Below are 19,761 nucleotides of genomic sequence, written 5' to 3'. Positions count from 1 at the left end.
TCGGTAAGGAATTTTCACACTCATTAATTTAGAACCTTAAAAAAAAATGCCCGAAATAAATTTCAGGCATTTCTTTGTCATCGATGACTCGTTGGGTGTTATGCAAACACATGCTTGCATAACAATATCACGTTAGCAATTAATTCTTTTTAGCTTTTAACGTTAGTCCAATTTCCACATCTTTCGAAATCATCCAGTTTTCCGGACTTCCCTCTGCTTTATAATTAATTCCCCATGCACTTCTATCAATGATAAACTTCGCGGTAGCAGTAACATCTGATCCGGCAATTGCCACTTTTGAGGGAAATGTAATATTTAATGTACTGTCTTTAAGCGTCAAGTTTCCACTGATTAAATAATTGGGATCCGTTAGTAAACTAGATGGTTGAGCACCTGTAAATGGCTCTACCTTAGTTATCACAAACTTCGCCGTAGGAAATTTAGCTACATCAAAAAAATCCGGACTTTTTAAATGACCTGCCAAATCAGTAGATTTTTTATCTTTTTCGGTAACAGAAGCCGGATCTACATAAAGCGAAGCTAAATTGATAGTAAACTCACCACCGCTTAATGAATCTTTATTTACTGAAACAGTTCCTGAAGTCACGCTAATTTTTCCCCATCGTGGTGCTAAACCTCCTTTATGAGTGGCTTTCCAATCCACTTTAGTACCTACGGTATCAAGCGTTAAAGTCTCACCTTTTTGTTCCGCAGCGGTTTGTTCGCTGGTGGTTTTTGCATTATCATTAGAAGATCCTCCGCAAGATGCCAGTAGGAAAAGCGCAGGAAGCGCAAAAATTAATTTTCTCATTTGATATCAGTTTTAGTTAATAAATTATCCTTATTGATTTTCAAAAATAGTGCCTGTATTTTCGGCAGACATTGATGTATGGTAATAAAAAACCTTGGCCAACCGTGCCACCATAATCATATCATCTATCTAGTTTTATATTAATATCGGTTTAGACTAAGATGTCAATAGAATTAGTTCCCAGAAAAATGCCGTATGGTAGCCTCTCGGCAAACAATATTATGGCATCATACGTTTGTTAGTCAACTTTAATGAATATTAAAATCTTCAATTAATTACCAACAAGCTAAATCTAACAAATTGATTCACGAAATCCTTTTCTACCTGAGTATTGCCATTATTCTTTCTACCCTTGTTCCATTTATAAGACACGATTTTTGGATTTTCAGGGTTTTTGAGTATCCAAGATTACAAAAACTGGTGTTAAATATTTTCGTGATTTTAGCAATTTTAATATTTGCCTTTCCGCATCAAACTGCCGACTACATTGTTCTATTTGCAATGTTTATAAACGTTTCCTATCTGGTTTATTTGATTTTCCCCTTTACCATTTTTGGCAACAAACAAATTATTGGTAGTTTAGAAAAACCCGGAAAAAACAATTTAAAAGTGTTCATTGCCAATGTTTATCAAGAAAACAGAAAAGCTTCTGAATATCATAAAGAAATTAACGCATGCGATCCGGATGTAATATTGATGGTCGAAACCGATACATGGTGGCAAACACAAATGGATACGCTATCAGAACGCTATCCTTTTCAGTTGAAAATTCCACTGGCTAACACCTACGGAATGTTATTATATTCGAGGTTTGAGCTTCAAAACGGCGAAATTAAATATTTGGTAAAATCAGATATTCCTTCAATAGAAACCTTGGTTAAACTTCCATCAGGGCAGTTGGTGAAGTTATACTGTTTACACCCCGAGCCTCCTGTTCCTCAGGAAAATCCCAGATCGACAGAGCGTGATATGGAGATTTTATTGGTAGCAAAAAAAGCGAAACAATCAGAACACCCGGTTATCGTAATGGGCGATTTGAATGATGTGGCGTGGAGTTATACCACAGAACTTTTTGGAAAAGTGAGTGGTTTGCTCGATCCACGCCGGGGAAGAGGATTTTTCAATAGCTTCAACGCGAAATATTTTTTCCTTCGATTTCCGCTCGATCATATTTTCTGCAGCCCTAACTTTACCTTAAGTAGTATTAATCGTTTACCAAACTGTGGTTCTGATCATTTCCCGATGTGTGTAGACTTGCAATATAATCCAAAGGCTGAGGTAAAAAATGAAACCCCTGAAGCAACAACTGAAGAACTGGAATTAGCAAATGAAAAAATTAATGCAGAATTATAGTATGTTTAAAAATGGATAATCAAACAGTAGATACTATTAAAACTGCCTATCAGGCATTTAATCAAAGAAACATTGACAATGCACTGGCAACCATGCAAAAGGATGTGCAATGGTCAAAAGCATGGGAAGGTGGTTATATTATTGGTCATGATGAAATTAGAGCGTACTGGACAAGGCAGTGGGCGGAAATTAATCCAACCGTGCAACCGACTTCCTTTTTCGAAAGGCCAAACGGGAGCTTAGAAGTTATGGTACATCAAAACGTAAAGAGCTTAGATGGCAATATGATTTTTGATGGAGTTGTAATGCATATTTACACTTTTATAGATGGGCTCATTAAAAAAATGGATATCGAACTGGTTGAGAAGTCCTAATAGCCTTATGTGTATTGCTGAACCATTTATAAGAAAACCCGATAAGTTGTAAAACATAAGTTCTTTCAAAAAGATCCGTTATAGGTATAATCATTATTTGTAGTTTTGAAGAAAACACAAATCAACCTAAAACCAATTTTAAACATGAACATTACTAAAAACCTTTTCTTTACGGCATTGATTGGCGCTTTTACGTTAACAATGTATTCCTGCAAATCAAAGAAACTTGTTGCTAAACCAGAACCTGCACCAGTTTCGAAACCAACACCGCCAGTTGAAGAAAAGAAACCAACGCCTCCACCTCCACCAAAAGAAGAAGAAGCACCTGCTGAAAAACCTAATTTCAACTTAGATAATATCCAATTTGAATTTAATTCATTTGTTCTTAAAACATCTTCTTTTGCTATTTTAGATAAAGCGGTAGCCGAAATGAAAAAAGCACCTGAAGCTAAGTTTGAACTCCATGGGCATTCTTCAGCTGAAGGAACACCAGAGCACAATATGTCGCTGTCTGTTGACAGAGCGAATGCAGTAAAGTCATATTTTGTTAATGCAGGTTTAAGCGGTGATAAATTTAAAATTATTGGTCATGGAGAAAAAGATCCAATCACATCAAACGCCAGCGAAGAAGGAAGAGCTGTAAACAGAAGAACTGAAATTAAAGTACAAAATTGAGTTTAAGTCTCTGAACGAAACGCCAGATAACACCAACAAGGTTATCTGGCGTTTTTTTTTTTGCATCATTTCACCGTAAACTGAAGTATAAAGAAAATGAACAAGACACTTCAACGGTCTCAACATCACTCAAAAACCATCTTGACGTGCTTTAAACGAGTTTGTTTGTTCTATTTTTTTTTTAAATTATTAAACGGGAAAACAAATCTCTAAATTCAAATGTAGACTCATCATATATTCATCTAAATTCTGAGCTTTGCACTCCATATTAATAAGAAATAATGTAAAAATTCTTGGCCAAGGCAGTCAGGTTATTTTATTTGCACATGGATTTGGGTGTGCACAAAGTTCCTGGAAATATATTACTGATGCTTTTTTAGCAGATTACCGGGTAATTCTTTTTGATTATGTGGGCTCCGGGCAATCAGATCGCAACCAATACGATTACCATAAATATTCTACTTTAGAAGGTTATGCCTGCGATGTTATCGATATTATCGAAACCTTAGGATTAAAAGATATTATTTTCGTTGGCCATTCGGTAAGCAGTATGATTGGAATGATCGCTGCTTTGCAAATACCGAAATCTTTCAAAAAACTTATCTTTATCGGACCATCGCCTAAATATTTAAACGATCGAGATTATATTGGCGGTTTTGAGGCTTCAGATATTGAATCTATTTTCAATCAAATTGCCGAGGATTATGTTGGTTGGACAAAAACCATCTCACCGGCCGTAATAGATAAAGCCGAAAAACCCGAACTTTCTGATTTTTTACAGGAATGCTTTGAAGAAACCGAACCCAGTATTGCCCTGGCTTTTGCTATGGCAACATTTAAGGCTGATTACAGAGATCAATTAAAAAATCTCGAGGTGCCCAGCCTAACACTACAAAGCAGCAAGGACATCATGGCACCTCAGTCTGCAGGAGACTATATACATCAAAATACGAGAGAGAATTTTCTCGTGGTAATGAAAGCGACGGGACATTATCCGCACATTAGTGAGCCCGAAGAAACCATCAGAGAAATTAAGGAGTTTATTGAAGATCGAAAAGTTGATGATCGATCTATGGATCTCACACTTAATAACTCTTACAATTTCTGAGGTCTTCGATAAACAGTTTCGCTTCTATTTTTGCTGCCCTGCAGGTTTCGTAAACATGCTCCAAATTAGTTTTTAACTCGCTATAAGTCAAATCATCCTGTTCTATTGCACATAATGTACTTTCTAGTTTCGACTTCAAGCCCATAATGTAAATTGTTGATAATGTGCGATGTGCCACAACACTGAGTTGTTCGGCGTTTTTTGAGTGAAAGCTATTCTCCAACTCCAATAAATCACTTTCAATTGTTTCTACAAACTTATTGGTGATCTCCATTTCATAATCCACATCACCCAAACTTATTTCTTTTAAATAACTTAAGTCGATCACTTCAAAGTCGCGGCTGTGCGCTGATGTTAGTTTTTCTTTGGGCAAGAATTGTGTAAGCATACCTACTAATTCAATTTTACTGATAGGTTTGCTAAAGCAGGCATTCATCCCGCTGGCAAAACATTTATCTTTTGCCTCATCAATACTGTAAGCCGTAATGGCTACAACAGGCGTAGTTATTTTCATCTCTTCCTTAACTACTTTTGTTAACTGATAGCCGTCAATTCCGGGTAGAGAAATATCGAAAAGCAGTAATTTGAAAGTGACAGACTGCAAAATTTTAATGGCTTCTTCCCCACTATCAACTATAATATGTGTGATATCATATTCCTCCAGATAAGCAGACAATAGTTTTTGGTCAATCAGGTTATCTTCTGCAATTAATACGTCAATGTGTTGCATCATAAATGTTAAAATTATTACTACTCTGGTTTACAGAATTTGCATCCTTTTATTTAGAGATGCTTTGTACGCATCAGAAACGGGCACAAAATTTTGGTTAATAATTAATGTACCACCTTCTATGGTGTCTATCTTCCCTATATTTACGATAAAAGAGCGGTGAACTCTTGAAAACATATCCATCGGCAGCTTATCTTCAACTGATTTTAGGGAAGAGTGTATGGAATAATTTTTATCATCCACGTAGATTTTAACGTAATCTCCTCGTGCTTCCAAATAATTGATATCACAGAGTTTTAAACGCCTGATGATACTGGAATCTCTAATAAAAATAAATTCATCTTTTTTTGAGGCCACGAATAGATTATGATTTTTAAATATCTCTTTTGCCTTGATTACAGCTTTTAGAAAACGATCAGGTGTTACTGGCTTGGCAATAAAGTCGACAACATTCAGGTCAAATGCATCAGATGCATAGTCGCGTTTGGTGCTGATAAAAATGATAAGTGGTTTTCTCTCACCTAATCCCCTTACCAGTTCAATACCCGAAATACCTGGCATTTCCACATCCAGAAATAATAAGTCAATCTTATTTGTAGCTAGTATCTTATAGGCCTCTGTTGCGTTCTCACATTCGCCAACCAGCCTTAAAGAGTCCTCAATTTTCAATAGATTTTTGAGTGTACTTAAGGCAATCGGATTGTCATCAACAATAAGGCAATTCATTTTTTTTGGATTAGCGTTAGTAATAAAACTACCAATATCCTATCGCAATCGCCGAATTATCATTAGGAATGAATAAAATGAATAATTCTCTCCTCCGCAAAATCCAATAGAAATTTAAACCCGTATATATGCCCTTTCATCTGGTAAAAATGCCTTTCTAGCGAACACTTATATAGTAGTCAAGCATTTAGAAATACTTTTGTCACCAGAAAATCATTCATAAAATATATAAAAATCTCATGAACACCATTAAAACAATTTTACTCTCTCTTTTAGGTTTAACTTTTTCTATTTCTGTTAGCGCTCAATCATTCAAAGAACCTGTAGCTTTTAAACTTAAGAACGGAATGAACATCATTATTTCTGAAAATAATCGTTCGCCTAAAGCATATGCAAGTTTTACCTTAGACAATAAATCTTTCGAAAATAAAAAAGACGGTATTGTTGAAATGTTAAACGCCGTTCTTAACGAGGGCCTTGGAAAGAATGCCGATTTTTTATTCAACGACAATAGTGGCAAACTTGCAACCTCAACTGCTGAATTTGATGAGAAACTAACTGATATGGCTTCCAAATTACAACATATCGAAATCGACCAGCAAACATTTAACACAGCAAAAGCAAAACTTTTAACAAGCATAAAATTACAGGATTACGATTACGATCAAACTGTGAACGAAACTTCAATTGGTAATTTAACTTTCGCTGATGTTAAAAGCTTTTACAATGAAATTTCTCCAGAGAAAACATATTTAACTATTGCGGGTAATGTTGAATTAAATGCAGCAAAGGCATCTGCAAAAAAAGCCTTTGGAAACTGGCACAATCAAAATATCAGAAAAAATATTGCTCCTTTAGCAAGATAGTTCCGGATTATCTAACGTTAGGCCCTCTAATTAAATTAGAGGGCTTTTTTGTTTAAAAATGTTACAGGCATTATCATTACTTATATTTAGTTATGATAATCATTCAATATATTAGCTTCATCAATTATTCCACCCGATGAAGAAATTATACAGTTGCCTATTACTTACCTTTATTGCCTTTTCTGCTCAATCGCAAACCATTATCAACCGCAGTGGAAATATTAATGAAATGGTCAGATCGGTTAATCAGGATTCTTTAAAATCATACATCACCAAAATGGTTGCTTTTGGTACCCGAAATACTTTAAGTGATATTAAAAGTAAAACCAAAGGCATTGGTGCAGCGAGGAACTGGGTGGTAGCCAAGTTCAATCAGTTTGCTAAACAGAGTGATGGCAGATTAACCGCCTTTTTAGATACCACAACCTTCCAACCAGATGGAAAAAGGATTGACAAACCAACCCTGCTTGGAAATGCAGTAGCGATTTTAAAAGGAACTGATGCCAGCGATAAACGTGTTTACGTAGTAAGCGGGCACCTCGATAGTCGCGTAACGGATGTAATGAATAGAACCAGTGATGCACCGGGTGCTAATGACGATGGAAGTGGCGTTGCGGGCGTAATCGAAGCTGCGAGAATAATGAGCAAATATAAATTTGCAGCTACGATCATTTTTGTTGCAGTAAGCGGCGAAGAACAATCTTTGCTGGGCTCTGGATTTATGGCTGCAAAGGCGAAAAAAGAAGGCTGGAACATTGACGCCATGTTGAATAATGACATGATTGGCAGTAACAATAGCAGCGAAACACAAATTATAGATAATACCAGGTTAAGGGTTTTTAGTGAGGGACTACCGAGCTACGAATTGGATAAAAATGCAAAATCAATCCGCCAGTTTGGTTTGGAAAATGACGGAAAAAGCCGTCAGCTGGCCCGCTATGTAAAGGAAATTGGGGAAAGATATGTTGATCAGCTCGAAGTTAAACTGATTTACCGAAATGATCGTTTTCTGCGTGGTGGCGATCATACACCTTTTGTTGAAAACGGTTTCCCTGCCGTTCGCATTACGGAAATGAATGAGAATTTTGAACATCAGCATCAGGATTTAAGAACAGAAAATGGTGTACGGTATGGCGATTTACAAGAATTTATGGATTTTGAATATCTACGCAAAAATACAGCTGTAAATATTGCAGTCTTAGCTAATCTGGCTACAGCGCCTTCTACACCTACAGATGTAAAGATAGATGTTAAAAATTTGAGCAATTCTTCATATTTGTATTGGAAAGCGCCGGCCAACGGCACTGTAAAAGGTTATTATGTTTTAATGCGTGAAACCAGCAGTGCAGTTTGGGAAAAGAAATTTTTCACTACAGCAACCGAACTGAGAATTCCTTACAGTAAAGACAATTATTTATTTGCGGTACAAAGCGTTGGCCAAGACGGCAATGAAAGTTTGCCTGTGGTTCCCGGCATTGGGCGTTAAGCAAACATTTAGATTTCATCATTGTTTAACATCAAACCTGCAAAAATGAAATTTAAACCCATTGCTCTTATCGTTAATATTGCCATCGCTTTGGGTATTGGCGCATTAGGTGGCTGGGCAACGGCCCAATCTGTTAAAACATGGTATCCAACACTTCATAAACCTTCATTCAACCCGCCAAATTGGTTATTTGCACCTGTTTGGACAACTCTTTACATCTTAATAGGCATCGCTGCTTATCTGGTTTGGATGAAGCGTGACAAGATTGAACACCTGCCTAGAACAATTGCCATTTATTTCATTCAGCTTATTTTAAACTTAGCCTGGTCTTTCATTTTCTTTTATCTGCATGAAATAGGATTTGCTTTATTTGAGATCATCATTTTATTAATGATCATTATTGCCAATGCGATTACGTTCTATAAAATTGAAAAATGGGCAGGCATCCTGTTTATTCCATATATTCTCTGGGTAAGTTTTGCATCATTTTTAACTTATAACATTTTCATATTGAACTAATTTTAAAAGAAAACACTATTTTAGAAGAGTGGTAGCTTTTAAGAGACTTTTGCTGATGCTTTTCGTTTTGTGCAGTACCCAATTGTATGCGCAAAAGGTGGGTTTGGTTTTTAGCGGAGGCGGCGCCAAAGGACTTTCACATATCGGTACGCTCAAAGCTCTTGAGGAAAATCACATCCCCATCGATTATATTACAGGCACATCAATGGGTGGAATTGTGGGCGCCATGTACGCTGCAGGCTATTCTCCTAAAGAAATTGAAGAGATTGCATTAAGTAAAGATTTTCAGAACTGGGTGAACGGACGTTACACCAGTGATTATACTTATTACTTTCAAAAAAACGCACCAAATGCGTCAATGCTTACCGCAAAAGTGGCCATTGACACCGGATTCCATTTTAGCTTTCGCTCTAACATTATCAATGATATCCCCTTAAATTTTGCCTTTCTCGAGTTATTTTCACAGGCTTCGGCAGTTTCAAAAGATAACTTCGACCATTTATTTGTACCATACAGATGTATGGTAGCCGATGTGTTGTCGCAAAAAAGTATCACCGTTGGCAAGGGAAACCTGGCCGAGGCCGTTCGGGCAACAATGACCGTTCCGATCATCTATCGACCTATTAAATTAGATGGTAAATATGTTTTTGATGGTGGCTTATACAACAATTTCCCTGCTGATGTAATGGAAAAAGAATTTAAGCCAGATTATGTAATTGGTGTAAATGTATCATCAAAAACCTATAATGAATACCCCAAAAATATTGATGACCGTTTAATGAACCGTTTTTTGGTATATATGTTTTTATCCAAGTCAGACTCAACAATGATTGGCAAAAATGGGGTTTACATCCAACCCGATCTGGGCGATTACAGCGTTACAAATTTTGCTCCGGTGGAAGATTTGATTAAAAAGGGTTATGATGCTACAATGGCCGATATGCCCCGGATAAAAGCATTGATCAAAAACAGAGTAGATCCAGCGGCGCTGGAAAAGAAAAGGGCGCAGTTCAATGCCAAAAAACCAGATTTAAACTTTAGCAACATCATTGTTTCAGGTGTAAACAGCCAGCAAAAGAAATATGTAGAAAGGCTTTTTAAAAGCGATAAAGCAACTTTTAACCTCCAGGACATCAAACGTGGATATTATAAACTGGTTGCCGACCAGACGTTTGAAACCATCTATCCTAAAATCTCCTATCAACCGCTTAATGATAGTTATACATTCGAAGTGGTGGCGCAGCCTAAAAAGAGTTTTAAACTCGATCTGGGCGGAAATATTTCAACCAGGCCCATTAGCAATGTTTTTTTGGGTGCTGAATATAATTATCTCAACAGAAAGGCTTATACCTTTGGAACCAGCTTTTACTCTGGTCGGTTTTATGAATCGGTGCAAGTGAATGGCCGCATAGATTATCCGACCAAATTACCGCTGTTCCTGGCTGCAGAACTCACTTACAACCACTGGAATTTCTATAATACCAGCAAAATTTTTATCGAAAACCCCCGCCCCATTTACATCGAACAATCTGATAGAAAAATAGATTTGGCAATGGGCGCACCTTTAAATTATAACACCAAAGTGGTGTTACACGCCAGTTTTATCAATAATAACGATCGCTATAGTCCGAATAACACATTTGCTGTGGGCGATTTGCTCGATCAAACTATTTTTAATGGTTTCAGGGGTTCACTTAACTTAGAAAAAAACTCGCTAAACAGAAAACAATACGCCACCAATGGTCAGAGTTTTTCGCTAAGTGTAAACTATACTACTGGCAGAGAAAACTATAATCCCGGCAATATCTTCCGCAATACTCCAGGCTTGGCTAAAGCACCCGGTGCAAGCAATTTAAGGCAATGGGGAACCATTAAGCTTAGCCAGGAAAATTACTTTTTTCATCTCAAAAAATACACGCTAGGCTATATTGTCGAAGGCGTAATTTCAAATCAACCTTTATTTAACAATTATTACGCTACCCTATTGGTTTCTCCGGCTTTTTATCCGTTGCAGGATAGCCGCTCGTTGTTTTTAGATAAATTCAGGGCCACTACCTATGCTGCCGGCGGAATTAAAAACATTTACAATTTTAAAAAAAATCTAGACTTTAGACTGGAAGGTTATTTATTTTTGCCTCATAAAGAGTTTGAATTAAATAATTTCCAGGATATAGACTACGCAAAAGCAATAAGTAAAATACGCTATGCTGCTACCGCAGGCCTGGTTTACCATACTCCGGTTGGCCCGGTAAGCTTAAGCTACAATTTATATAATGATGCAATAAAAAGAAATGGTGTATTATTGCACATCGGTTATCTCATATATAATAAACGTTCTATCGAATGAAACGAATATTTCTAATATTTTCGCTGTGCCTAATCAGCTACTTAGGTGTTGCTCAAAATGCTGCCATTAATAATTTTCTGGTTAAAGAAAACCTGCTTAAAAACAATAAGCTGGCTATCATTGCAGCCGATTCGCTAAATGTACCCAACGAAAATATCAATGGTACATACACGTTTAGCGTAAGCGGATTTACACAGATTTTAAAATTTAATGATGGAATAGCTGTGTTACCGCTACCAATTGATAAATCGACTTTTGTTTACATCAAACATCAAAATGATACTGGTACACACAGCAAATTGGTATATGTTTACAAAAAAGATACAGATCTAACGCCTTACGCCATTAACAGTTTATGGTTATTCATTATTCCAATTGCATTAGTAATTATTGCGTTTGCCTTTCGGAAACTAATCATTTTTGTAGTGGTGGCGTTCCTGGTATTTGTTTACTTTAACCATAGCAGTGGATTAAACATCGGTACATTTTTCGAGAGTATTTTTGATGGCTTAAGAAACCTGTTTTGATGTAGTAAAGCAGGCCCATCACTTTTAGGTTAAAACCGTCCGGCTTTCCGCTAAATCTTTTTTTGCTTTCCTTCGGTTGTGCTCAGGATCGCGGCAAAAAAAGGATATCGCTTCAATCCGGTTTAGTTTACTTCATTCATTGCAACTATTTAAATTTTTATAGTGCACCGTAAAACATATTTTAAAATATGCGCATTGCCGTTATCGATCTTGGAACCAATACCTTTCACCTGTTAATTGCTGAAATAAAGCAAAAAAACTTTGACGTTATTTATAAAACGAATGTTCCGGTTAAGCTTGGAGAAGGAAAAATAAATGAGAATGTAATTATTCCTGTGGCGTTCGAAAGAGGTTTGGCGTGTTTAAAGAATTTTGCTGACACCATGACTGAGTATCAGGTTGATCAGGTTAGGGCAACAGCAACCTCAGCTGTTCGCAGTGCTCAAAATGGTCAGGATTTCGTGGAAGCTGTAAGAGAAAAAACTGGTATTGCTATTGAAATCATCTCCGGTGATGATGAAGCGGAATTGATCTATCAGGGTGTAAAACTAAGTGGAGCGATTCAAAATTTATCCTTAATCATGGATATTGGTGGCGGCAGTGTAGAGTTTATTCTTTGCGACAACGAAAAACTCATCTGGAAAAAAAGTTATAATATCGGTGCCGCTCGCCTGGCCCAACAATTTTTCAATTCAGATCCAATCAGCGATGATGATAGAAATGCAATTTTATATCACATTCAGGGCGAATTGGCTGATCTTTTCGAGATATGCGAACGTTACCAACCACAAACGTTAATTGGCTCGGCTGGCGCATTCGAGACTTTCGCAGAATTAATCATCAATAAAAAAAATAAACAGATTGATATTAACAAAGCTGAGACCTATGTTTTCAATTTTGACGAATATATCGAAGTTGCAATCCGACTTTTAAATCTTAACCATCAAGAACGGGCAGCCATGCCCGGAATGATCCCTTTACGGGTAGACATGATTGTAATGGCTGCACTGATTACCAACTATGTTCTCGGCCGTACTAAAATAAATCAACTAACATTATCCACCTACGATTTAAAAATGGGATCGTTGGCTAACTTTTTGTAACCTTATCGCTCGTTTTTAAAGGTCGATAACCGATACCACCCAAAATTATTGTGTCACGATCCTGAGCCAATAAATCTCTTTGTTTTTCCATCGAAAAATTAATTGGTATCTCGCCTGTAAACCTCAAACTCTGAACAATAATAATGTTGTTTTTTGGATGAATACCCTGAGCGAATTTAATTTCATATCGCCCATCTTTATCAGTGAGGGCGTAATACTTGGTGTTTGGAATTATTAACTTGATGCCTTGCAAAGGTTTTTTATCAGCACCAACAATTCTGCCGCTTACTTTTTTGATCGTAATCGGCTTTAGTTCATCAGCGTTACCTTTCAATTCAGTTGAAATTTCAGTATTAACCGGGAAATTGGCAGCACTGGCGCTTAAAGTTTGGCCAAATATGCTTACACCTATAGCCAAAACGCCCAAATATTTCATCCAGTTTCTATTCGGTGGCACCACAGCTAAATGATAGTTGAGTTGCGCCAGTTGATTTTTACTAAGCCTTCCACAAACTTCTGATGAAGCATTAGCCAATGTCTTGATAATTTCGGCATTACTGTAACCTGTAAAATCGATTACGCACTTATTACAGGCTTCGCAAAAATTAAACCCATCTTTTTTTTCCATTTCGTCCCAGTTCTGGGCACAAGGTTTATCGATCGTAACTATGGCTTGCGTCTTTTTCATCTTTAAAGTATTTGCCTACATGATGAAAAAGATTTTATGATTCCATAATTCATCTGAAATTATATCAATTTTTGAAGCTCAGCATACAGCTTTTCCGTTGGTAAGCCCATTACATTGGTGTAAGATCCTTCAATTTTTTGCACCACCGCAATTCCCCACCAATCCTGTACTCCATAACTGCCGGCTTTATCAAACGGCTTGTAATGATCAATGTAGAAATCAATTTCCTCACTTGTAACATTTCTACAATAAACGGCAGTACGATCATAGAAAGAAAACATTTGCGTTCCTTTAACAAGTGTTACACCTGTAAAAACCTCATGTTTACTGCCAGATAGCTTTGAAAGCATTTCCTGTGCATGCCCCCGATCTCTTGGCTTGCCTAAAATTTCTCCATTCAAAGCCACAATCGTATCTGCGGTAATTACGATTTCACCATTTGCTTTAAATGCTTTGGCTTTTTGTTCTGATATATAAACTGCAATTTCGGCCGGGCTTAACTCTTCCGGATAGCTTTCATCAACCTCTTTGAGTTCCACTTTAAAATTTAATCCCATCAACGTTAAAAGTTCTTGACGACGGGGCGATTTTGAAGCAAGGATAATTGGTGTGTTGTACAGCATAACTAGGATTTTTTAACGGCGCTAAAATAACAAAAGCGGCCGATAAGCCGCTTTTGTTATTGATATTATTATCAAACTTAGTTGTTTCCGCCACGCTCCTGCATACGCTTCTGCATTTCAGCACGCTGCTCATCCTGCCAGGTTTTATACATCTTTTTCTGATCTTCAGTTAACACTGCGTTCACTTTAACATCGCTGTCTGTACGGAATTTTTGCATTTTCTCTCTCATCGCGTCTCTGTCTCCGCCTTGCGCTTCTTCACGCATTTTTTTCATCGCGTCTGCTTGTTCTGTAAAAACAGTAGTTAATTTGGTTTTTTGCTCTTCGCTCAGTTTCAGTTTTTCATCCAGTTGTTTCACCCTGTCTTCAGGCTTCATCATCATACCACCACGACCACCACCTTGCTGCGCACTTGCATAAGTTATTACTGAGAATAACAATGCACAAATCATCATTAATTTTTTCATGTTTTTTGTTTTGAAATTTAGACTTGTTGGAGTAAATCCAAGCGGGATAGTTTAACACAGAAGGTGTAACTTCCTTGTTGCAGAATAAAAGGAAATGGCTTTAAAATACTTTGGTATAAGCACGCTACCCGTATGAAACTGATCAATGCTGCTGATCATTTATTTACCAGAATCGGAAGCAGCGGGATTTTCATCATGCCACCTTCCCTGCACCTTCATTACTTTTTCTATGATATCACGAACGGCAGTTTTACCCCCAGTGTAAGGAGAAACAAATGTAGAAATGGCTTTAATTTCCTCTACGGCATCAGCCGGACAAGTTGGTAAGCCCACCAATTGCATTACTTTTAGATCAGGAATATCATCACCCATGTAAAGCACATCTTCGGCATTGATATTTTTATCAATCAGATATTGATTAAAAAATTGCCACCTTATCTCCTGTACCTAAAAAATACGTCAGTAATACCAAGATTAAAAAACCGTTTCCCCATTGCAATTCCATCACCACCAGAAATGATACATACGTGATATCCCCGCTTTACTGCCAGTTGCATGGCATAACCATCTTTGATATTAAATGTACGTAAAGATTGTCCACTATCAGTCACCTGAACAGAACCATCTGTAAGCACACCATCAACATCAAAAATAAAGGTGGTAATGCTTTTCAGCTTTTGAAGAAACATGTCGAATTGAATGTTAAAAGTTTAAAGCAAAAAGCCGGTTAACGACTTAAAACTCCATATTCAAGACTAATCCTGGTTATCTCTCCACTCGTAAACCCAGGCCGATTGAATTTGCTCCAGATGGCCTTCGCTGCTTTCTTCACGGGTGCCTTTAAAGTTTGGCAGTTCCAAAACCCATTCTAAAAGTTCAGTGAAACGGATTCGGTAGATTTTTGTTTCGCCAAACTCATCGCCAAATTTTTCATATAAAGACATTGCAATATCTTCATAATCGTTCCAGTAAAAAGGTAAGGCAAATTTATCGTTATTCATGTTTGTTAGTTTGAAAAGTTTTAAAGTTTAAATGTTTTATTGCATGGCCTAGTTAAAAAATCCTGTCCTATGTCTTCAGACTAAGATTTTAGGGCTAACTAGTGGCCCATAAAGCCAGATTGATCTGGAATAGTTACCTCGATATCTCCATCGATCACCACACACTGGCAACCCAGTCGGGAAGTTATCCTTGGACGAACCGCTCTATCAATAAAATCTTCTTCTTTATCTGAGATTTCTTCGATATTATCCATGCCTTTAGTTACGTAAACGTGGCAGGTACTGCAGCCGCAAACGCCTCCGCAGTTATGCTGAAGTTCAATGCCGTTATCCAGACAAACATCTAAAACAGATTCACCAGCAGCTATAGGTAATTCTACAGGGGCATGATCTGCTTCTTCAAAATTTATTTTTAGTTTAAAAATGCTCATAATTATTTTGCAAAAGTAAGAAGCAAAAGCCGTAATTATGCTATTTCAGCGTTAATTTTATGCTATCGCTTAATGTTTGATAAATGTGCTTCATTTCAGGCTTGCTTTCTAACATCCCTAAATGTTTACTCATAGTGGTTTCATCATTCCTTATTGCCGGCCCGGTTTGCACATTTTCGGGCAGGTTACTCATTACCTTATCAGCAGTTTCGGCAATAAGAGGTCTGATAATATCAAAATCCAAATCATTTTCCTGGAGAATTTCATTCGCCATGGCATATAAATGATTAGGAAAATTGCAAGCAAAAACTGCTGCCAAATGCAGTACCTTTCTTTTTTGTCCATCCAGTTCGTAAACCTTTTCGCTTAGTTTAGAAGCCAGTTGCCTTAGCATGCTGAGCTGAGTTTGATCTGTAGCCTCAATACAAAGTGGAATGTTCAGAAAAGAAACATCTTTGGCTTTAGAAAACGTTTGCAGCGGATAGAAAACGCCAGCTTGCTTAACATGCGAAGCAAGCACTTGAATATCAGTTGTGCCAGAAGTATGAACCACCAGCCCATTTACATGAGCTAATGACGCTGCTACCTGCTCAATAACATCATCTTTCACCGAAATGATATATAATTCAGCGTCTTGATTAATGTGCGAAAGGTCATCAACTGCCTCTGCAGACAACTGATTAGCAAGCGATCTGGCATTTTCAAGATTCGGACTATAAATCTGTAACACATCTTCACCATTAGCCTTTAATGCTTTAGCTAAATGCGTGGCTACATTTCCCGAACCTAGTAAAACAATCTTCATGATCTAAGCGATTTTCGCTTCTTTTCTTCTTCTAAAAATAGAAAGTAAGAAACCCACAACCATTATAATGGTACCTGCCCAATATAAATTAATGAATGGAAATTCAATCGCTTTAAAAACAACCCAATCTTTAGCTTGCTGTGGTTTTTCAAAAATTTGAAGTTCTACCTTTTTTTCGTCAGGCAGAACTTGCGCAAACCTAAATTTTAAGTCCAGCTCCTCTACTTTACGGGCAAAATCGAAAGTATTGTTTCCTTTTATTAAAAACATCGGCTCTGCCGTATAAATTTTACCAGCCGAGTTAATTTCCAATGGTAAACCTACTGCGTAATCGCCTTGCGCCAATACTAAATCTTTTACAATTGGTTTATTATTTAAGGCTTTTACAGTTACAACCCCACTTGAAGTATGAATCGTATCACCAACCGCTACTTTAACAATTCTTGGTGCTTTGTAATTCTCATCATCAGAGTGACCTTCATGATCATCGTGAGATTCCTTTTTTATTGCCGCACTCGTGATATGCGTATACACATCATAGGTTAAATAATGTTTGGTATCCGGCGAAGCGATTAATCCCATTTTCTCATTATCCTGCACGTGTGGGTGTAAATTGAAATCTTCCTTAACCTTCCCTTCTTTATCTAAAACCTTAAAGTTTAAAGTATAAATCGTGTTTGGCGCTTTAGTGGTATCACTTACATATGTTACACTGTATTTGCCCATTTGCTTAGGCTCATTCTTATATAACATGATATTCTCTCCGGGTTTTTCGGTTTTTTCGAAATCTTTAACCGGAATGAAATTATTGGCATTGATAGACAGCGGTTTATTGGTTGCTGCCGAAATTAATGCGCCCAAAATTAAAAAGGCGAAACCGATGTGTGCAATGGCTGAACCAGCCAGCTTTGCTTTGCCACCAAATGCCTGATACAATATTGCTGCATTTGAAAACACTGCAAACAAACAACTGAATGTAATCAAAATGTACATCGTGTTGGTATAAATGTCTGCAACATACACCAAAGCGGCTGTTAAAACGATAGAGAACAATACCACAGATATTAAACTGCTATAAAACTTGCGTGGATCTGTTCTTTTATATTTCAAATATTGAGAAAAACCAGAAATCAATGTTATCAGAACGGCAAATGGTGCCTGCCACTTGTTATAGTATTTTACAGCATCAATTGGTGGAGAAAAGTTTGTTCCAAATGCCTTATTAAACACCGGAACTGATGTAGAAAAAATCACCTGAATACAGGCAACCGTTACCACCAAGGCACCAATAAACATCCAGAATTCACGTGAATAGGTCTCTTCATCTTTTGTGGTAATTGGCAATTCCTTCCATCTCTTAATCACTAGATAAACTGCAAGGGCTGCAAACACCACATTATACAAAATCAAGTGCCCGAACATACCCATATCCGTAAATGAGTGAACTGAAGTGTCGCCCAAAATACCGCTTCGGGTTAAGAAAGAAGCATATAGTACCAATAAGAAACTTAAGAAAACAAGTGCAATGGCTGTAAAATAAGCATGGCCTGTGTTTTTGTAAGCGATCATTACGTGTACAGCGCCAATAAGCGTAAGCCATGGAATGAGTGATGCATTTTCTACCGGATCCCAGGCCCAGAAACCACCAAAGTTTAATGCTTCGTAGGCCCAGAATGAACCCATAATAATACCTGTACCTAAAACCATCACTGCAAAAAGCGTCCATGGCATGGCAGGTTTAATCCAATCTTTATACCTCTTTTGCCATAAAGCTGCAATTCCATAAGCAAACGGAACAACCATACTGGCGAAACCTAAAAACAGGGTTGGTGGATGAATAACCATCCAATAGTTTTGCAACAATGGATTTAATCCCCTTCCATCGGTTATGAAAGTTAAATATTTTGCAAAGTTTTCCGGATTGGCAAATACCACAGGAGCCATCGCTTTTAAATCAACAGCATCCCTTAATAAGATGAATGGAGAACTTCCGATACGTTCGCCGAAAATCTCAACGCCCAACATCATCGAGGTTAAAAAAACCTGCGAAAATGCCACTACCGTCATTACCGGGCGTTCCCAGGTCTTAGCCTTCCAGATTAACAGCGCACCTAAGAATGATTGCCAAAAAGCCCATAGCCAGAAACTTCCTTCTTGTCCTTCCCAAAAGGCAGAAACAATATAATAAATAGGAAGTGCCTTCGAAGAGTGAAAATAAACGTAATTATATTCGTTATAATGACCAAGAATAAGGTAAAACAAGGTGATACCGATACCAACAATACTGGCCCAATTCACCAGGAATCCAATTCTACCGAGATTTCTCCAAGATTTATCTTCTAAATTTTCTTTGCGACTGGCAAAAAAATATGCGATTGTTGAAAGTAACGATGCACTAAAAGCCAACACAATAAAAAACTGTCCGATTTTACCCGGTAACAGGTTTTCGCCTACAAATTGAATGTCCATTAAGATTAATTATATTTTTTATCGCCGTTCTGGTCTACTGTATCTACTTTTCCATCTTTATTTACTTCAACAAGATTATCGTTGTATTTAGATGGGCACTTCATTAAAATTTTCGACGCATAAAATTTGTCCTTGTCCATCTTTCCGATGAGCACAAGTTTTTCAGATTTTTCAAAATCCTGAGGTTTCGTGCCATTATAAATTACTTCACGAATTTCTCCTTTTTCATCTTTCATATGAAATGAAAAGTGATTGGCATCTTTTACCGCATCATAATACATGCCCATCGATTTTTCCCAGTAGCCCATTACGTGTTCTTCTTTACCAGAAGTTGAGGCTTCTTTAAAATTAGAATAAGTATCCGTATTCGCGTTTAAGCTAAATAAGATTCCCACAGAAATTGCAATGGTAATCAGACCGATGATTGCACTTTTTTTCATGTTGTATATTGTTGTAAAAGCTGGCAACAAAGATAGAAAAATAGGCATAGTGAACCTTCATTAACATTTATCTTGTCTTTATATTGACAATTAGCTGATTATTTCAAAATCTGAAGCCGAAGGTTTCGACTATAATTAATAATTTGTCTTAATAAGAAGGTAAATGGTCCAATTAACCACTTCGACAAAGGTTTGATTTTCGCATTGATCAG

The 19,761-nt window shown here is 37.2% G+C and carries 23 protein-coding genes; 10 read left to right on the top strand and 13 right to left on the bottom strand.

Features of this window, described 5'->3' with window-relative positions:
- Positions 1 to 139 precede the first annotated feature (139 nt).
- Positions 140 to 811 carry a YceI family protein gene (locus ON09_RS07590; protein WP_010600461.1) on the bottom strand — a complete coding sequence of 224 codons (672 nt, stop codon included), beginning with the start codon at positions 809 to 811 and terminating at the stop codon, positions 140 to 142.
- A 300-nt stretch (positions 812 to 1,111) separates the two neighbouring features.
- Here ON09_RS07590 and ON09_RS07585 point away from each other — a divergent pair, with 300 nt between their 5' ends.
- The 4 genes from ON09_RS07585 to ON09_RS07570 all read left to right on the top strand — a co-directional run bounded on the left by ON09_RS07585 (position 1,112) and on the right by ON09_RS07570 (position 4,321).
- Positions 1,112 to 2,164, top strand: a complete 1,053-nt coding sequence (locus ON09_RS07585) for an endonuclease/exonuclease/phosphatase family protein (RefSeq protein ID WP_010600460.1) — start codon at positions 1,112 to 1,114, stop codon at positions 2,162 to 2,164.
- 11 nt (positions 2,165 to 2,175) lie between these two features.
- Positions 2,176 to 2,538, top strand: a complete 363-nt coding sequence (locus ON09_RS07580; RefSeq protein ID WP_010600459.1) for a nuclear transport factor 2 family protein — start codon at positions 2,176 to 2,178, stop codon at positions 2,536 to 2,538.
- A gap of 144 nt (positions 2,539 to 2,682) precedes the next feature.
- Positions 2,683 to 3,213 (top strand): OmpA family protein, encoded by a 531-nt coding sequence (locus ON09_RS07575; protein ID WP_010600458.1) that lies wholly within the window; start codon positions 2,683 to 2,685, stop codon positions 3,211 to 3,213.
- A 256-nt stretch (positions 3,214 to 3,469) separates the two neighbouring features.
- Positions 3,470 to 4,321, top strand: coding sequence for an alpha/beta fold hydrolase (locus ON09_RS07570; protein ID WP_010600457.1), 852 nt, complete (start codon positions 3,470 to 3,472; stop codon positions 4,319 to 4,321).
- Here the strand turns inward: ON09_RS07570 and ON09_RS07565 are convergent.
- A complete protein-coding gene (locus tag ON09_RS07565; RefSeq protein WP_010600456.1) occupies positions 4,299 to 5,054 on the bottom strand; it encodes a response regulator in 756 nt (251 codons plus the stop codon). The two genes, ON09_RS07570 and ON09_RS07565, sit on opposite strands and share 23 nt — an antisense overlap.
- A gap of 27 nt (positions 5,055 to 5,081) precedes the next feature.
- Entirely contained in the window at positions 5,082 to 5,777 is a 696-nt protein-coding gene (locus ON09_RS07560) for a LytR/AlgR family response regulator transcription factor (protein ID WP_010600455.1), read from the bottom strand.
- 239 nt (positions 5,778 to 6,016) lie between these two features.
- On the opposite strand from ON09_RS07560, the gene ON09_RS07555 reads away from it, so the two are divergent.
- The 6 genes from ON09_RS07555 (at position 6,017) to ON09_RS07530 (ending at position 12,625) form a co-directional block, all read left to right on the top strand.
- Positions 6,017 to 6,643: a peptidase M16 family protein gene (locus ON09_RS07555; RefSeq protein WP_010600454.1), complete on the top strand. Its 627-nt coding sequence runs from the start codon at positions 6,017 to 6,019 to the stop codon at positions 6,641 to 6,643.
- 136 nt (positions 6,644 to 6,779) lie between these two features.
- Positions 6,780 to 8,129: a M28 family metallopeptidase gene (locus ON09_RS07550; RefSeq protein WP_010600453.1), complete on the top strand. Its 1,350-nt coding sequence runs from the start codon at positions 6,780 to 6,782 to the stop codon at positions 8,127 to 8,129.
- A 45-nt stretch (positions 8,130 to 8,174) separates the two neighbouring features.
- Positions 8,175 to 8,648 (top strand): TspO/MBR family protein, encoded by a 474-nt coding sequence (locus ON09_RS07545; RefSeq protein ID WP_029204186.1) that lies wholly within the window; start codon positions 8,175 to 8,177, stop codon positions 8,646 to 8,648.
- 55 nt (positions 8,649 to 8,703) lie between these two features.
- Complete coding sequence (locus tag ON09_RS07540) at positions 8,704 to 10,995, top strand: patatin-like phospholipase family protein (RefSeq protein ID WP_010600451.1); 2,292 nt, start codon at positions 8,704 to 8,706, stop codon at positions 10,993 to 10,995.
- Complete coding sequence (locus ON09_RS07535; RefSeq protein ID WP_010600450.1) at positions 10,992 to 11,522, top strand: hypothetical protein; 531 nt, start codon at positions 10,992 to 10,994, stop codon at positions 11,520 to 11,522. The genes ON09_RS07540 and ON09_RS07535 overlap by 4 nt, the downstream gene beginning before the upstream one ends.
- A 188-nt stretch (positions 11,523 to 11,710) precedes the next feature.
- Positions 11,711 to 12,625: a Ppx/GppA phosphatase family protein gene (locus ON09_RS07530; protein ID WP_010600449.1), complete on the top strand. Its 915-nt coding sequence runs from the start codon at positions 11,711 to 11,713 to the stop codon at positions 12,623 to 12,625.
- Here ON09_RS07530 and ON09_RS07525 read toward each other — a convergent pair.
- The 10 genes from ON09_RS07525 to ON09_RS07485 form a co-directional block, all read right to left on the bottom strand.
- The gene (locus tag ON09_RS07525) at positions 12,612 to 13,313 is read right to left on the bottom strand and encodes a peptidase associated/transthyretin-like domain-containing protein (RefSeq protein ID WP_010600448.1); all 702 of its coding nucleotides are present in this window, start codon (positions 13,311 to 13,313) and stop codon (positions 12,612 to 12,614) included. The genes ON09_RS07530 and ON09_RS07525 overlap by 14 nt on opposite strands.
- A 59-nt stretch (positions 13,314 to 13,372) precedes the next feature.
- A complete protein-coding gene (locus tag ON09_RS07520; RefSeq protein WP_010600447.1) occupies positions 13,373 to 13,936 on the bottom strand; it encodes a Maf family protein in 564 nt (187 codons plus the stop codon).
- 77 nt (positions 13,937 to 14,013) lie between these two features.
- The gene (locus tag ON09_RS07515; RefSeq protein WP_010600446.1) at positions 14,014 to 14,403 is read right to left on the bottom strand and encodes a hypothetical protein; all 390 of its coding nucleotides are present in this window, start codon (positions 14,401 to 14,403) and stop codon (positions 14,014 to 14,016) included.
- 159 nt (positions 14,404 to 14,562) lie between these two features.
- Positions 14,563 to 14,775 carry an HAD family hydrolase gene (locus ON09_RS25940; protein WP_238533623.1) on the bottom strand — a complete coding sequence of 71 codons (213 nt, stop codon included), beginning with the start codon at positions 14,773 to 14,775 and terminating at the stop codon, positions 14,563 to 14,565.
- A 62-nt stretch (positions 14,776 to 14,837) separates the two neighbouring features.
- A complete protein-coding gene (locus ON09_RS25935) occupies positions 14,838 to 15,092 on the bottom strand; it encodes an HAD family hydrolase (protein WP_238533622.1) in 255 nt (84 codons plus the stop codon).
- Positions 15,093 to 15,158: 66 nt separating this feature from the next.
- A complete protein-coding gene (iscX, locus tag ON09_RS07505) occupies positions 15,159 to 15,404 on the bottom strand; it encodes a Fe-S cluster assembly protein IscX (protein ID WP_010600445.1) in 246 nt (81 codons plus the stop codon).
- A gap of 98 nt (positions 15,405 to 15,502) precedes the next feature.
- Positions 15,503 to 15,835 (bottom strand): 2Fe-2S iron-sulfur cluster-binding protein, encoded by a 333-nt coding sequence (locus tag ON09_RS07500; protein WP_010600444.1) that lies wholly within the window; start codon positions 15,833 to 15,835, stop codon positions 15,503 to 15,505.
- A gap of 40 nt (positions 15,836 to 15,875) precedes the next feature.
- Positions 15,876 to 16,640 carry a Rossmann-like and DUF2520 domain-containing protein gene (locus ON09_RS07495; protein WP_010600443.1) on the bottom strand — a complete coding sequence of 255 codons (765 nt, stop codon included), beginning with the start codon at positions 16,638 to 16,640 and terminating at the stop codon, positions 15,876 to 15,878.
- A gap of 3 nt (positions 16,641 to 16,643) precedes the next feature.
- Positions 16,644 to 19,109: a heme lyase CcmF/NrfE family subunit gene (locus tag ON09_RS07490; RefSeq protein WP_010600442.1), complete on the bottom strand. Its 2,466-nt coding sequence runs from the start codon at positions 19,107 to 19,109 to the stop codon at positions 16,644 to 16,646.
- A 5-nt stretch (positions 19,110 to 19,114) separates the two neighbouring features.
- Positions 19,115 to 19,549: a cytochrome c maturation protein CcmE domain-containing protein gene (locus ON09_RS07485; protein ID WP_010600441.1), complete on the bottom strand. Its 435-nt coding sequence runs from the start codon at positions 19,547 to 19,549 to the stop codon at positions 19,115 to 19,117.
- Positions 19,550 to 19,761 lie beyond the last annotated feature (212 nt).

It is taken from the genome of Pedobacter agri PB92 (assembly GCF_000258495.1).
GTDB classification, from domain to species: domain Bacteria; phylum Bacteroidota; class Bacteroidia; order Sphingobacteriales; family Sphingobacteriaceae; genus Pedobacter; species Pedobacter agri.
This window is presented reverse-complemented; position numbering and strand designations above follow the sequence as displayed.